The organism is Embleya sp. NBC_00888 (genome assembly GCF_045207655.1).
Taxonomy (GTDB): domain Bacteria; phylum Actinomycetota; class Actinomycetes; order Streptomycetales; family Streptomycetaceae; genus Embleya.
Genome location: NZ_CP108785.1, coordinates 2,905,453 through 2,918,016, shown reverse-complemented (window position 1 = coordinate 2,918,016; position 12,564 = coordinate 2,905,453). Strand labels below are relative to the sequence as shown.

12 protein-coding genes are annotated in these 12,564 nt (G+C 72.7%); 7 read left to right on the top strand and 5 right to left on the bottom strand.

Annotation, left to right across the window (positions count from 1 at the left end):
• Nucleotides 1-105: 105 nt before the first annotated feature.
• Together OG948_RS47160 and OG948_RS47155 are read right to left on the bottom strand one after the other, a co-directional pair.
• Nucleotides 106-1,542 carry a GuaB1 family IMP dehydrogenase-related protein gene (locus OG948_RS47160; RefSeq protein WP_331771188.1) on the bottom strand — a complete coding sequence of 479 codons (1,437 nt, stop codon included), beginning with the start codon at nucleotides 1,540-1,542 and terminating at the stop codon, nucleotides 106-108.
• Between the two features lie 113 nt (nucleotides 1,543-1,655).
• A complete protein-coding gene (locus tag OG948_RS47155; RefSeq protein WP_331771187.1) occupies nucleotides 1,656-2,540 on the bottom strand; it encodes a sigma factor in 885 nt (294 codons plus the stop codon).
• 324 nt (nucleotides 2,541-2,864) lie between these two features.
• Between OG948_RS47155 and OG948_RS47150 the strand changes: the two genes are divergently transcribed.
• The 3 genes from OG948_RS47150 (at nucleotide 2,865) to OG948_RS47140 (ending at nucleotide 5,707) form a co-directional block, all read left to right on the top strand.
• On the top strand, nucleotides 2,865-3,293 hold the full coding sequence (locus tag OG948_RS47150; RefSeq protein WP_331771186.1) for an OsmC family peroxiredoxin: 429 nt from the start codon (nucleotides 2,865-2,867) through the stop codon (nucleotides 3,291-3,293).
• A 203-nt stretch (nucleotides 3,294-3,496) separates the two neighbouring features.
• Entirely contained in the window at nucleotides 3,497-4,477 is a 981-nt protein-coding gene (locus OG948_RS47145; protein WP_331771185.1) for an AraC family transcriptional regulator, read from the top strand.
• Between the two features lie 162 nt (nucleotides 4,478-4,639).
• Nucleotides 4,640-5,707: a Gfo/Idh/MocA family oxidoreductase gene (locus OG948_RS47140; protein ID WP_331771184.1), complete on the top strand. Its 1,068-nt coding sequence runs from the start codon at nucleotides 4,640-4,642 to the stop codon at nucleotides 5,705-5,707.
• Nucleotides 5,708-5,797: 90 nt separating this feature from the next.
• On the opposite strand, the gene OG948_RS47135 is transcribed toward OG948_RS47140, so the two are convergent.
• Nucleotides 5,798-6,475, bottom strand: a complete 678-nt coding sequence (locus OG948_RS47135) for a class I SAM-dependent methyltransferase (RefSeq protein ID WP_331771183.1) — start codon at nucleotides 6,473-6,475, stop codon at nucleotides 5,798-5,800.
• A 184-nt stretch (nucleotides 6,476-6,659) separates the two neighbouring features.
• On the opposite strand from OG948_RS47135, the gene OG948_RS47130 reads away from it, so the two are divergent.
• Nucleotides 6,660-7,316 (top strand): hemerythrin domain-containing protein, encoded by a 657-nt coding sequence (locus OG948_RS47130; protein ID WP_331771182.1) that lies wholly within the window; start codon nucleotides 6,660-6,662, stop codon nucleotides 7,314-7,316.
• Between the two features lie 277 nt (nucleotides 7,317-7,593).
• Here the strand turns inward: OG948_RS47130 and OG948_RS47125 are convergent, their stop codons facing one another.
• Complete coding sequence (locus tag OG948_RS47125) at nucleotides 7,594-8,877, bottom strand: MFS transporter (RefSeq protein ID WP_331771181.1); 1,284 nt, start codon at nucleotides 8,875-8,877, stop codon at nucleotides 7,594-7,596.
• 54 nt (nucleotides 8,878-8,931) lie between these two features.
• On the opposite strand from OG948_RS47125, the gene OG948_RS47120 reads away from it, so the two are divergent.
• Entirely contained in the window at nucleotides 8,932-9,906 is a 975-nt protein-coding gene (locus tag OG948_RS47120) for a DUF5937 family protein (protein WP_331771180.1), read from the top strand.
• 152 nt (nucleotides 9,907-10,058) lie between these two features.
• Nucleotides 10,059-10,487, top strand: coding sequence for a DUF3291 domain-containing protein (locus OG948_RS47115; protein WP_331771179.1), 429 nt, complete (start codon nucleotides 10,059-10,061; stop codon nucleotides 10,485-10,487).
• Nucleotides 10,488-10,568: 81 nt separating this feature from the next.
• On the opposite strand, the gene OG948_RS47110 is transcribed toward OG948_RS47115, so the two are convergent.
• Complete coding sequence (locus tag OG948_RS47110; RefSeq protein ID WP_331771178.1) at nucleotides 10,569-11,192, bottom strand: TetR/AcrR family transcriptional regulator; 624 nt, start codon at nucleotides 11,190-11,192, stop codon at nucleotides 10,569-10,571.
• Between the two features lie 191 nt (nucleotides 11,193-11,383).
• Here OG948_RS47110 and OG948_RS47105 point away from each other — a divergent pair, with 191 nt between their 5' ends.
• Entirely contained in the window at nucleotides 11,384-12,529 is a 1,146-nt protein-coding gene (locus OG948_RS47105; RefSeq protein WP_331771177.1) for an NAD(P)/FAD-dependent oxidoreductase, read from the top strand.
• Nucleotides 12,530-12,564 lie beyond the last annotated feature (35 nt).

The following is a 12,564-nucleotide window of genomic DNA, read 5'->3' as shown; positions in this document are numbered from 1 at the left end:
AACCGTTTGCCGACCGGGTGACACGCACCCCGACGGGTGATTCCGCCGTCGCACAGCGCACACCACCGGGCGGCGCGGCCCTCGTGGGGCCGCGCCGCCGGATGCTCACCAGCTCTCGGGCAGCGGCTTGCCCTCCGCGTAGCCGGCCGGGCTCTGGATGCCCAGCACGGCGCGTTCGTGGAACTCGGTCAGGGTGCGGGCGCCGGTGTAGGTGCACGCGCTGCGCACGCCGGCGCCGATCGAGTCCAACAGGTCCTCGACGCCGGGGCGGTTCGCGTCCAGGTACATCCGCGAGGAGGAGATGCCCTCCTCGAACAGCGACTTGCGGGCCCGGTCGAAGGCGGATTCGGTGGCCGTGCGCAGCCGGACCGCGCGCGCCGAGGCCATGCCGAAGCTCTCCTTGTACAGCCGGCCCTCGCCGTCGCGGTACGCGTCGCCGGGCGACTCGTAGGTGGCCGCGAACCACGAGCCGACCATCACGTTCGAGGCTCCGGCGGCCAGCGCGAGCGCGACGTCGCGCGGATGCCGGACACCGCCGTCGGCCCACACGTGTCGACCCAACCGGGTCGCCTCGGCCGCGCACTCCGCGACGGCCGAGAACTGCGGGCGCCCGACGCCGGTCATCATCCGGGTCGTGCACATCGCGCCGGGGCCGACGCCGACCTTGACGATGTCCGCGCCCGCCTCGATCAGGTCGCGCACGCCCTGCACGGTGACCACGTTGCCCGCCACGACCGGTACGGGCGGGTCGAGCGCCCGGACCGCGCGCAGCGCCTTGATCATCTGCTCCTGGTGGCCGTGCGCGGTGTCCAGGACCAGGGTGTCCACGCCCGCCTCGATCAGGCCCTTCGCCTTGTGCGCGACGTCGTTGGTGATGCCGATCGCGGCAGCCACGCGCAGGTGCCCGGACGCGTCCACGGCCGGCGTGTACAACGTCGAGCGCAGCGCGCCGGTGCGGGTCAGTACGGCCACCAGTCGGCCGTCGGAGTCCACGATCGGCGCGAGTTTGTGCCGGCCCTCGTACAGCCGGTCGAACGCCTCGCGTGGGTCGACGCCGTCCGGCAGGGTGAGCAGTTCGGTGGACATCACCCGCGCCAGTTGCGCGAAGCGGTCCACGCCCAGGCAGTCGGCCTCGGCGACGATGCCGACCGGGCGCCCGCCCTCGGTCACCACCACCCCGCCGTGGGCGCGCTTGGGCAGCAGGTTCAGTGCCTCGCCGACGGTGTCGGTGGGGTCCATCGTGATCGGGGTGTCGTAGACGAGGTGGCGCCGTTTGACCCAGGAGGTCACCTCGGCGACCACGTCGACCGGGATGTCCTGCGGGATCACCGCGAGCCCGCCGCGCCGGGCGATCGTCTCGGCCATCCGGCGCCCGGCGACGGCGGTCATGTTGGCCACCACCACCGGGATGGTGGTGCCGGTGCCGTCGGAGGTGGTCAGGTCCACGTCGAGGCGGGAACCCACGCCCGAGCGCGACGGTACGAGGAAGACATCGCTGTAGGTGAGGTCGTGCGGCGGTACCTGATCGTGGAGGAATCTCATGTCGCGGTACGTACCCAGCCGGCAGGTGGATATCGATCTTCGGGGCCGGTGCGGCGAGTTGGGCGGGCGGGCCGGGTCCGGGCGACGCCGGACCCGGTCTCGGTCACCGGGGGTCAGCTCGCGAGCACGGTCAGGTCGAGCCGGCTCAGGCGTTCGGGGTCGGCGAGGATGTCGATGGTGACGATCCGGCGCCGGACGATGGTGAAGGCCACCACCGACATCGGCCGGCCGGCGGCGGTGGCCACGAAGCCGGCCGCGCCGTTGACCAGCGCGGGTCGGGCGGCGCCGGCGAGTCGTGCGAAGGTGAGCGCGCCGCCGGCCACCTCCGCCGCGCCTCGGGTCACCCCGCCGGCGCGCAGGCCGCCGCCGTCGGAGCGGGCCACCACGTCCGGGTCGAGCACGGCGACCAGCGCGTCGAAGTCACCGCTGCGGGCGGCGGCCAGGAACGCGTCGACCACCTCGCGCTGCACGACGAGATCGCCGTCCGGCGCGGGAGCCGCCCCTTGCACGCGTCGACGCGCGCGGCTGGCGAGTTGCCGGGCCGCGGCCGGCGTACGGTCCACGATCGGCGCGATCTCGTCGAACGGCACCGCGAACAGGTCGTGCAGGACGAAGGCCAGGCGTTCGGCGGGGGCGAGCGTCTCCAGGACCACCAGCAGGGCCAGGCCGACCGAGTCGGCCAGGAGTACCGCGTGCTCGGGGTCGGCGTCGGACACGCCGCTGACGATCGGGTCGGGGATGTGCACCCGCCCGTCCAGCGGTTCCTCCCCGCGTGATCGTCGCGAGCGCAGCATGTCCAGGCAGACCCGACCGACCACGGTGGTCAGCCGGCCCGCCAGGTTGTGCAACTCGTCCGGGTCGGAGCGGCTGAGCTTGAGCCAGGTCTCCTGGAGGGCATCGTCCGCCTCGCTCAGCGAGCCGAGCATCCGGTAGGCCACCGCCCGCAGGTGACCGCGGTGCGTCTCGAAGCGTTCCGCGAGAAAGTCGTGCTCGTTCATCGGTCCCACCCGGTCCTTCGGTCGCGTCCGGGTCGGTGCCCCGGCCCTCGGCTCCATGACGTACGGAGCGCGGACGATGTGACGGGAACGACGGGTCGAAGCCGGGCTCGGGGCGGCGTGGGGAAACCGGTCGCGCGCGGCGGTGACCATCGCGCGGCGGGCGCGCCGCGATCCGTGGATGCGGTCACGAACGGATCCGGCCGCCGTGCCCGGGGCGATCCGGGGGCGGCGTCGCGCGTCGTGGTCCGGGCCCGGTGCGGCTCAAGGGGGTATCCGGGGCGTGTGCCGTGCCGTCGGCGTCGGTCACGGTACTAGCATCGAGCCATGACTATTCGTAGCGCAACGGCTCAGTGGCAGGGCACCCTCGTCGAAGGTGCCGGCACCATTCGCACCGGCAAGGGCGGCCTGGAGGGGGCCTATTCGTTCAAGTCCCGCTTCGAGGAGGGCGAGGGCACCAACCCCGAGGAACTGATCGGTGCCGCGCTCGCGGGCTGCTTCTCGATGGCCCTGGCCAAGGGTCTGGGTGACGCGGGCTTCCCGGCCACGTCGGTGGACACCACCGCCAAGGTGCACCTGGTCCAGGTCGACGGTGCCCCGACGGTGACCCGGATCGACCTGGAGACCGCCGTCGTGGCCACCGGGATCGACACGGCGGAGTTCCTCAAGATCGCGGACGTCACCAAGCAGAACTGCCCCATCTCCCGGCTGCTTTCGCCCGGCGCCGAGATCACCCTGACGGCTTCGCTGGGCTGACCTCGCCCCCGAACGGCCCGGACGGCGAGGGCGTCGGCGATCCTTCGGTCCCACCGCGACCGCATGCGTGCCCCGACTCCCTCGCCGTCACGGCTCCGGTGGCAAACCGCCGCACCCGCAGCACGATCGGCCGGGCACCCGGTGGGAGGAGGGCAACCTCTGCCGCCGGCCGACGGCGCGAAACACCCGATTACCCTGGCGCGATGGACTTCCTCGGTCGGGTCGCCGCCTCGCTGCGCACGCATCGGCCGCGCTGGGTGCGCGTCCAGGCGCCGGACGCCTGGGGACGGTACGTCCGGCCCGAGGCCGGCGAGGCGGCGTTCCACGTGGTGTTGCGCGGCGGCGCCGTGCTGACCACGGCCGGCGGCGCACGACTCGCACTGGGCGCGGGGGACGTGACCCTGGTGACCGGTGCCGGCGACCATCTCGTGTCGGGCGGGACCACGGTGGGAGGTCCCGCGTCGTGGCCGGCGGTGGACTTCGGCGGCCGGCCGTACCGGCTGCTGCCGGAGGCGGACCCGGCCGCGACCCCGGCCGCGCACGCCGTCCGGGAACCGACGTCGTTGCTGCTCAGCGGGGTGTTCCGGCTCGACGGCAAGGGCGAGCACGCGCCGCCGGTGGAGTTGCCGGAGACGATTCGCCTGGCGGCCGGGCCCGAGCAGGAGGCGTCCGTGCGCGGCGTGGTGGAACTGCTGCGCCACGAGGCGGCGCGACCCGGACCCGGCGACGGCTTCCCCCCGGACCCGGGCACGGACGCGGTCACCGGCACGCTGCTCGACACCCTCCTGCTGTGCGTGCTGCGCTCGTGGTTGCGCGAGCACGGCGCCCACACCGGGTGGGGCCCGGCGGTGTACGACCCGGCGATCGGCCGGGTGCTGTGCGCGATGCACCGCAACCCCGAGCAGCCCTGGACCGTCGAGCGGCTGGGCGCGCTCGCCGACCTGCCGCGATCCACCTTCGCCCGGCGCTTCACCGAGTCGGTCGGCCGGCCTCCGCTGGGCCATCTGACCCTGGTCCGGATGAACGCGGGCGCTGCGCTGCTCCGGGACACCGACGAGCCGCTGCGCGTGGTGGCCCAATCGGTGGGTTACGCCTCGGAGTTCGCCTTCTCGACGGCCTTCGGGCGGGAGTTCGGAATCGCCCCCGGCGCCTACCGTCGGGAGCCGGGCATCCGCGTGGCGTAGGGCGTGTCTGCAATCCCGCGTCGGGCTCCACGACGCGGGATCGAAGACACGCCCTGGGCGGTTCCGTCCGACCCACGGTGCGCGAGACGTGCGCGTGGGGGCCGCCGCGCCGGCGGTGGAAACCCGGTCGCCCGGGCGTCGGACCGCTGGCACGATGGCCGGGTGCGCGTGGGAGTGGTCGGGCTGAGGATGGGTCTCCACCTGGCGAGTTGGTCTCGCCGGGTGGGGCTGGACGTGGTGGCGGCGTGTGATCGCGACTCCGAACGCCGAGCCGAGGCGCAGGCGCGGCTCCCGGGCGTCGTGCTCACCGATCACTGGCGGGACCTGCTCGACCGGCGCCTGGACGGCGTGATCCTGGCCAACGACTTCGACGCGCACGCGCCGCTCGCGATGGCCTTCCTGGAGCGGGGCGTGCACGTACTGTCCGAGTCCGCCGCGTGCGTGAGCGAGGACGAGGGACGCCGGCTCGTCGACGCGGTCGAACGCTCCGACGCGACCTACTCGTTCGCCGAGAACTATGTGCTGCATCCGCACGTGCGCCTGCTGCGTCGGGTGGTCGAGGCCGGCGAGGTGGGTCGGATCTCCCTGATCGAGGCCGACTACCTGCACGGCATGGCGCCCGAGACGGTGGACGCGCTGATCGGCGACCCCGCGCATTGGCGCGGCCGGATCGCGCCGACCGCGTACTGCACGCACACGCTGTCTCCCGTGCTCGCGCTCACCGGCGAATGGCCGGTCGAGGTTTCGGCGTTCGTCGCGGACGAGGCCGACCCCAGGAGCGCGGTGGTGATGGTGGTACGGCTGTCCGGCGGCGCGTTGGCGGTCACCCGGCACGGCTTCCTCCAGGGCGAGCCGGACAGCCACTGGAGTTGGGTCTCGGTACGCGGCAGTCGGGCCTTGGCGGAGTCCGTCCGCGGGCCGGGCGAGCGGGCCTGGTCGGTGCGGGTGCGCTCCGAGGGATGGACCGCCGCGGACGGGCGGGCCCGGGACGAGGAACGAGTCCCGCCCACTCTCGCGCTCGGCCACGACACCGTCGAACGCTCCGCCGAGGGCACCGTGCTCCTGCTGCAAGGCTTCCGGGCCACCATGGAGCGGGGCGAGCCGGCGTTGATCCCGGTCCGCCCGGCCGTCGCCGCCTCCCTGGTCGGCGTGGCCGGCGCCAGGTCGCTGCGCAACGGCTCCCGCCCGGAACCGGTACCCGACTTCGCCTGCCCCGCCGCCGACGGCTGACACGCGCGGCGCGCGACAACGGGCGTCCCGTACCGAAGCGCGAACTCGCAGCACATGCCGGCGCCGGTGGCGGGGGTGTCCCGGCCGAAGTCAGGAGGCGCCGGCGGCCGGGGGTTTGCGGGCCAGGAGGAAGGCCTGCGGGCACGGTCGTACGCTCTCGCCGGCGATCGGTTCGCGAATGGTCCGGGCCTGCATGGCCAGGCCCGCGGCGGTCACCAGGTCGGCGATGACGTCCGGCCGGCGGCGGTGGAAGTCGAGGTTCACCGATCGACCGAACGCCTCGGTCATGCTCAGCGGCTCGTCCCCGACCTGGAAGGCGAGCAGAAGATAGCCACCGGGCGCGAGCACACGATGAAAGCCCGCGAAGACGGCGGGCAGTTCCGCGATCGGGACGTGGATGGTCGAATACCACGCGACCAGACCACCGAGGCCGGCGTCCGGAAGGTCCAGGTCGGTCATCGTGCCGACCTCGAAACGCAGGTCCGGGTACTCGCGTCGGGCCACCGCGATCATCTGCGGCGACAGGTCGATTCCGAACGTCTCCACGCCCAGATCGCGCAGGTGCGCGGTGACCCGACCGGGTCCGCATCCGACGTCGGCCACGGGTCCGGCCTCGGCGCCCGACGCCCGCACGAGTTCGGCGAAGGCGGCGAGTTGGGCTCGGTCCACGGGCTTGCTCGCGAGTTCGGTCCGGACGTAGTCCGTGTACTCGCCGGCGACGGCGTCATAGGACATGCGGGTGGCACTCAGGAAGTCTGGTTCGATCACGGCCGCGCACTCTACTGCGGGCCTCCGACAACGCCGGGCGCGTGCGTCCGAGTCACACGACGGCGCCGGAATTCGTCAAAGCGTCGGGAGGCCGCTTCCCCTTTCGCCGCTCCCCCGCCGGCCTCCCCTTCCACCGGCCCTGTCGTCCCCGACGACGACAACGCTCGACAAAGCGAGGAATCCCGTGCGCGGCAAGGTCTTCCGACACGACATGACGATGGTGTTCGCGATCCACGACGCGCTGCGCCGCGATCTGGAGCGAATCGCCCGGATCGCCGCCCGCACGGACGACGACCCGTGGCACATCCTGCGGGTGACCACCGGTTGGGACCTGTTCCGCCGCTACCTACGGGTCCATCTCGGTGCCGAGGACGACCTGCTGTGGCCGGTGGTCCGCAGGGCTTTGGCCGATCGGCCGGCGGACCTGGGCACGATCGCCGTGCTGGAGGCCGAACACGCCACGTTCGACCCGCTCCTGGATGCCGTCGACGCGGCGCGGGCCGACCGCGACCGGGGCCGGCAGCACCTCGGTGATCTGCTCGACGGGCTGGTCGGCGGGTTGCGCGGGCATCTGGCGCATGAGGAGGACGAGGTGCTGCCGCTGGTCGACGCGGTCGTCACCCCCGAGCAGTGGCGGCGCTTCGAGGCCGAACACGGCCGGCGGATCGGCTCCGGCACGTGTCGCTATCTGCCGTGGCTGCTCGACGGCGCGAGTACGGAGCATGCCGCGACCATCCTCGGCCAGTTGCCGGAGTCCGTCCGCCCGACCTACCTGAACCTGTGGCAACCGGCTTACGCCGCCCAGGACCCGTGGGGCACCCGCGGCCGATCGAGCGCGTAGGCGGAACATCCGGCGGAACGTGCGAACGCTTGTCCGCTTGCGCGGTGCCACGGCCTTGAGTTCACTGTTCCCATGGGCAACAGGACCGGAGCCGGGGCGACTTCGCTCGAGGGCTTCTGGCCGACTCGACGCGTGCGCCTGTTCGACGAGGCGTGTCGGTAGGTCACGCCCGCGTGTCGTGTCCGTGCGTCGGGTCGCGTAGGAGTGCATGAGACGCCCGTCCGTCGGCACGTGCCGTGGCACCGATGCCTACGGACGGGCGCCGGCGGGAGGGCGGCTACTTCTTCGGATCGAGCACCCGGGGGCCGGCGGCCACGATGTGGGTCGGGCCGTCCGGGAGGACTCGGAGGGTGCGGATCGGGGAGCAGAAGACCGGGAGGAAGCCCACCGACAGGCAGGCGCCGCCGACCCAGATCGCGGTGTGCACGCCGGCGAACTGGCCGATCAGTGCCGCCGCCACGGCGCCGATCGCGGACGCGCCGGTGAGCAGGCAGCGGAAGGTCGCGTTCATCCGGCCGAGCATCGCGTCGGGGGTCAGGCGTTGGCGCAGGCTGACCCCGAGGACGTTGTCCATGCCCATTTTGGCGGTGGCCAGGAACCAACCGAGGCCGGCGACCACGAGCCACGGGCCACGATCGAGCAGCGGGATCAGCAGCCCGGCGGGGGCCAGGCACAGCCCGGCCAGGCCCAGCGTGCGGCCGAATCCGAGCCGGCCCGAGATCGGCCGGGCGCACCGCGCGCCGACCAGGATGCCCAGGCCGCCGAGCGCCAGGTACAGGCCCAAGGCACCCGCGGGCAACCCCAGTTCCCGTACGAACACCACCGGCAGCAGCACGTTGACCAGTTGCGAGCCGAAGTTGGTGAGCGCGCCCGTGGCGGCGAGGGCACGCAGTTCCGGTCTGTGACCCACGTGCCGCAATCCCTCGGCGATCTCGGTGCGCAGTCGGCGTTCGGGGCCACCCGTCGTGGTCGGTGCGCCGTCCGCGCGGATTCGGGTCAGGCCCAGGCCGGAGGCGAGATAGCCGACGGCGGTGCACACCAACGCGGCCGGGGCCGCGACCAGTTGGATCAGGAAGCCGCCCGCGCTGCGGCCGGCGATGTTGGCGGTCGCCATCAGGCTGACCATGGCGGCGTTGGCCGAGACCAGCGCCTCGCGGCCGACCAGGTGCGGCAGGAAGCTCTGCGAGCCGACGTCGAAGAACACCGTGGCGCAGCCGTTGAGCAGGACCACGACGTACAACTGGGGCAGCGTCAACGCGTCCAGCCACCAGGCCACCGGTATCGAGGCGATCAGCGCGGCGCGGATCAGGTCGGCGAACATCATCACCCGGCGACGGCGCATCCGGTCCACCCACGCGCCCACGGGCAGTCCGATCAGCAGGAAGGCGACGGTGCCGAGTGCGGCGAGCGCACCCACCTGGCCGGGGCTCGCGTCCAGGGCAGCGACGGCGATCAGCGGGATGGCGACATAGCCCATGTTGGTGCCCAGTTCGCTGAGCGCCGCCGCGGTGAACAGTGTGCGGAAGTCGGCGATGCGCCACGGGGAGTGCGGTTGGCTCATTGCGGCAGCTTGGCGCGCCCCACCGAGCGCACCCAATGATTTAGTCTGGGCTTAATGATCGAGATCGAGTTCACTCCGGAGGACGTGGCCCGCACCCGCTTCGTCGTCTCCCCGCTGTGGGAGGTGATCGCGAGCGTGCGGGTGCTCAAGGGTGCCGACGAACAGGGCATCCACCGCACCTGGACGGATCAGGTCCGCGGGCGCCTGGAGGCCGCGAAGGTGGACCTGACGCCGCTCACCGATCTGATCCCGGTACCGACCCGGGCCCTCGCGGGCTTCCTGTGCCCGCCACCGACCACGCCGCTGACCTCGCTGGAGGTCGAGCTCGCCACGCTGCGCGCCACGCCGCTCGAGCTGCTGCGCACCACCTCGGACGTCGCGCCGGAGCGGATCGCCGCGCTGCGGGCCGACCCCGAGCGCGAGTTGGCGCGGTTGGCCGAGAGCATCCAGGTGTACTGGGAGTTGGCGCTCGCGCCGTACTGGCCGCGGATCCTTACCTTCCTGGAGGGGGACATCCTGTTCCGGGCGAGGCGGCTGGTCGAGGGCGGCGCGCGCAGCCTGTTCAACGACCTGGATCCGCAGGTCACCTGGGACGCGGGCACGCTCCAGGTGCGGAACCGCTTCGCGTGCGGTCGGCGCACGCTGGACGGGCGGGGGCTGCTGCTGGTGCCGTCGGCGTTCGTCTGGCCGAGGGTGTTCTCGGTACTGGACGGACGGTGGCAGCCCACGCTGCGCTATCCGCCGCGCGGCATCGGCACGTTGTGGTCCACGCCCGCCCGGCCGGTCGCGCCCGACGCGCTCGCCGGCGTCCTGGGCCGCTCCCGGGCCACGCTCGTGGCCGAACTCGTCACGCCGGCCTCGACCACGGACCTGGCCCGACGTACCGGCCTGACCCCGGGCGGCGTCTCGCAGCACCTGTCCGCGCTGCGCGCGGCCGGCCTGGTCGCCGGGCACCGCGCCGGCCGGGTGGTGCTGTACGCCCGCACCCAGGCGGCGGAAACCCTGCTGGCGGCGGCGCACTCGACGTAACGGTCCGTCGGATACGAGCCCGGGCCGGTGTCTTCGAAACGTTGGCGTGTTTTCGACACCGCGGGCCCGGACAACCGCGTACGCTCTCGGTCCTGTCCGCCGTCACCACGATCCACATCTCACGTCCCACCGTGTCGAAAGCGAGCCCGACGGTGCCCACGCTCCCCTGGACCACCCCGAATCCGACCACCCCCGGGACCCGGGCGCTCGTGATGGCCTCGCGCTTCGAGGTCCGCTCGGCCAAGGACGTACCGAAGTTCTTCCTGAAGTCGCTGTCCGCCTGGCGCCAGGTGAAGTCCGCGCCGGGAGCCGTCGGGGCCTCGCTGATCGCCCAGCCGTTCAAGCGGGTCTTCTTCACGCTGTCCGCCTGGGAGAGCCGCGAGGCGCTGGACACCTTCGTCCGGACCGAGCCGCACCGCGGCATCATGAGCACCCTGCGGCCGACCATGCGCACGTCGACCTTCACCTTCTGGGAAGTCCCGGTCGAGGACCTGCCGATCACCTGGCCGGTCGCCCGGGAGCACCTGGCCGAGCAGGACCGCCGCAACGGCACCGGACAGGACGAGCCGGCCGGCTCCTGATCAACCCCGCGCCGAAGCGCACGAACGCGCCGGCGGGGGTCCTGGACAGGGCCCGGTGCCGGGCGCGGCACCAGACCCGCCCTAGGCACCGCCGAGCGGGGCCGGCTCTCCCGCCGGCGGTTCCCACCCGCGCACAAGGATGTCGAAGATCGCCTCGACGGCGGCACGGCGATCCCGCCGGGCGCGCGTGAGTGCCGGGATCTCCAGGACGAAGCGAGCAAGCGCCACGCACGCGACGTCGTCGTGGTCCACGCCGATCTCGTCGGCGATGGCCGCGCCGAGGGCGTCGGTGTGCCGGGTCCACATGCGTTCGCCGTACGCGCGGAGCACCGGCGTGGAGTCCACCAGGCCGGCGAAGTCGGCCAGTTGCGGATCCGCCGCGAGCGGCAGCCAGGTGTCGAGGAAGTGCTGCCGCAGGGCGTCGACGACGTTCCGCCCGACGGCTCGCTGCCGCACCGCGGCGATCAGTTGTGATTCCCGGTCCTCGGCCCGGTCGAAGACCAGCGCCTCCTTGCCGCTGAAGTGCTTGAACACCGTTGTCGTGGACACGTCGGCCGCGTCGGCGACGTCGCGGATGCTCACCTCGTCGTAGCCGCGCGCCACGAAGAGCCGCAGCGCGGCATCGGCGATCGCCTGCCGGGTGGCCGCCTTCTTGCGTTCACGGCGGCCGGCGGGTGGCACGGGCGCAGGCACAGAGTCAGGCATGACTTGAGCATATCCAAAAGCGGATCCGAAAGGATAGTTGCGCCAATGGCAAAGTTGAATCGTTGCACTTTTCCACTCGGTCTGCTTTTCTGGGAACCGTGGAAGCCGAGGCGCCGGGACGCCCGCCGGTCGTACCCGGCCCCGCCCCGCCCACCCGACACCCCCGCTCTTCGCCGACGAAGGGAACACCCATGACCTCCCCACGCCCCGCCCACGCCCGAATCGCCGTCATCGGCGCCGGCCCCGGCGGGCTGACCTGCGCCCGCATCCTCCAGCAGCGCGGTATGGCGGTCACCGTCTACGACCGCGAACGCGGTCCCGACGCCCGTGACCAGGGCGGCACCCTCGACCTGCACGCCGGCAACGGCCAGATCGCCCTGCGCGAGGCGGGCCTGCTCGACGAGTTCTTCGCGTCGGCCCGCCCCGAAGGGCAGGAAATGCGGCAGTTGGATCCGACCGGCGAGGTGTTGTTCCATCACGTCCCGGAGGCCGACGAGCTGTTCAAGCCGGAGATCGACCGCGGCCGACTGCGCGCCCTGCTGCTCGACTCGCTGCGACGGGGAACCGTGCGCTGGGGCCACGCTCTCGACCGGATCGACGGGCCCGCCGATGGGCCACGCCGACTGCGCTTCGCCGACGGCACGACCGTCGAGGCCGATCTGGTCATCGGTGCCGACGGCGCCTTCTCCCGGGTGCGGCCGGCCGTGTCCCACGCCGTCCCCGAGTACATCGGGGTGAGCTTCCTGGAGGCGTGGTTCTCCGACGTCGAGAACCGGCACCCGGACATCGCCGAACTGGTCGGCGCGGGCGGTGCCGCCGCCGCCGACGGCGATCGCTGCCTGTTCGCCCAGCGCAACAGCGGAAACCACATCCGCGTCTACATCATCCGGCGAGCCCCGGTCGACTGGATCGCCGCGTGCGGCCTGGCCGCCGACGACACCGACGGCATCCGCGCCCGGGTGCTGGCCGAGTACGCCCACTGGTCACCCCGCCTGTGCCGGATGATCACCGACAACGACGGCCGCTACGTCGACCGACCGCTGTTCGCCCTCCCGGTCCCGCATACCTGGGAACACAACCCCACGGTGACCCTGCTCGGCGACGCGGCCCACCTCATGCCCCCACTCGGCGTCGGCGTCAACCTCGCCATGCTCGACGCCGCCGAACTCGCCCTCGCCCTCTCGAACGCCGCCACGGTCGACGACGCCATCCGCACCTACGAGAAGAGCATGTTCCCCCGCTCCACCGAGACGGCCGAGGCCCTCGAAGGCGCCGCCGAGCACCTGCTGTCCGCCGACGTACCGGACTTCGGCAACGAGTGGGGCGCCCGAAGCTGAGCGCCGGCCGCCGAGTCCCCTCCCATCCCGCCCCG

Excerpts from the sequence above, each read along its gene's own strand:
- OG948_RS47160 (WP_331771188.1), bottom strand. The coding sequence starts at position 1,542 with ATGAGATTCCTCCACGATCAGGTACCGCCGCACGACCTCACCTACAGC.
- OG948_RS47155 (WP_331771187.1), bottom strand. The coding sequence starts at position 2,540 with ATGAACGAGCACGACTTTCTCGCGGAACGCTTCGAGACGCACCGCGGT.
- OG948_RS47150 (WP_331771186.1), top strand. The coding sequence starts at position 2,865 with ATGACTATTCGTAGCGCAACGGCTCAGTGGCAGGGCACCCTCGTCGAA.
- OG948_RS47145 (WP_331771185.1), top strand. The coding sequence starts at position 3,497 with ATGGACTTCCTCGGTCGGGTCGCCGCCTCGCTGCGCACGCATCGGCCG.
- OG948_RS47125 (WP_331771181.1), bottom strand. The coding sequence starts at position 8,877 with ATGAGCCAACCGCACTCCCCGTGGCGCATCGCCGACTTCCGCACACTG.
- OG948_RS47120 (WP_331771180.1), top strand. The coding sequence starts at position 8,932 with ATGATCGAGATCGAGTTCACTCCGGAGGACGTGGCCCGCACCCGCTTC.
- OG948_RS47110 (WP_331771178.1), bottom strand. The coding sequence starts at position 11,192 with ATGCCTGACTCTGTGCCTGCGCCCGTGCCACCCGCCGGCCGCCGTGAA.
- OG948_RS47105 (WP_331771177.1), top strand. The coding sequence starts at position 11,384 with ATGACCTCCCCACGCCCCGCCCACGCCCGAATCGCCGTCATCGGCGCC.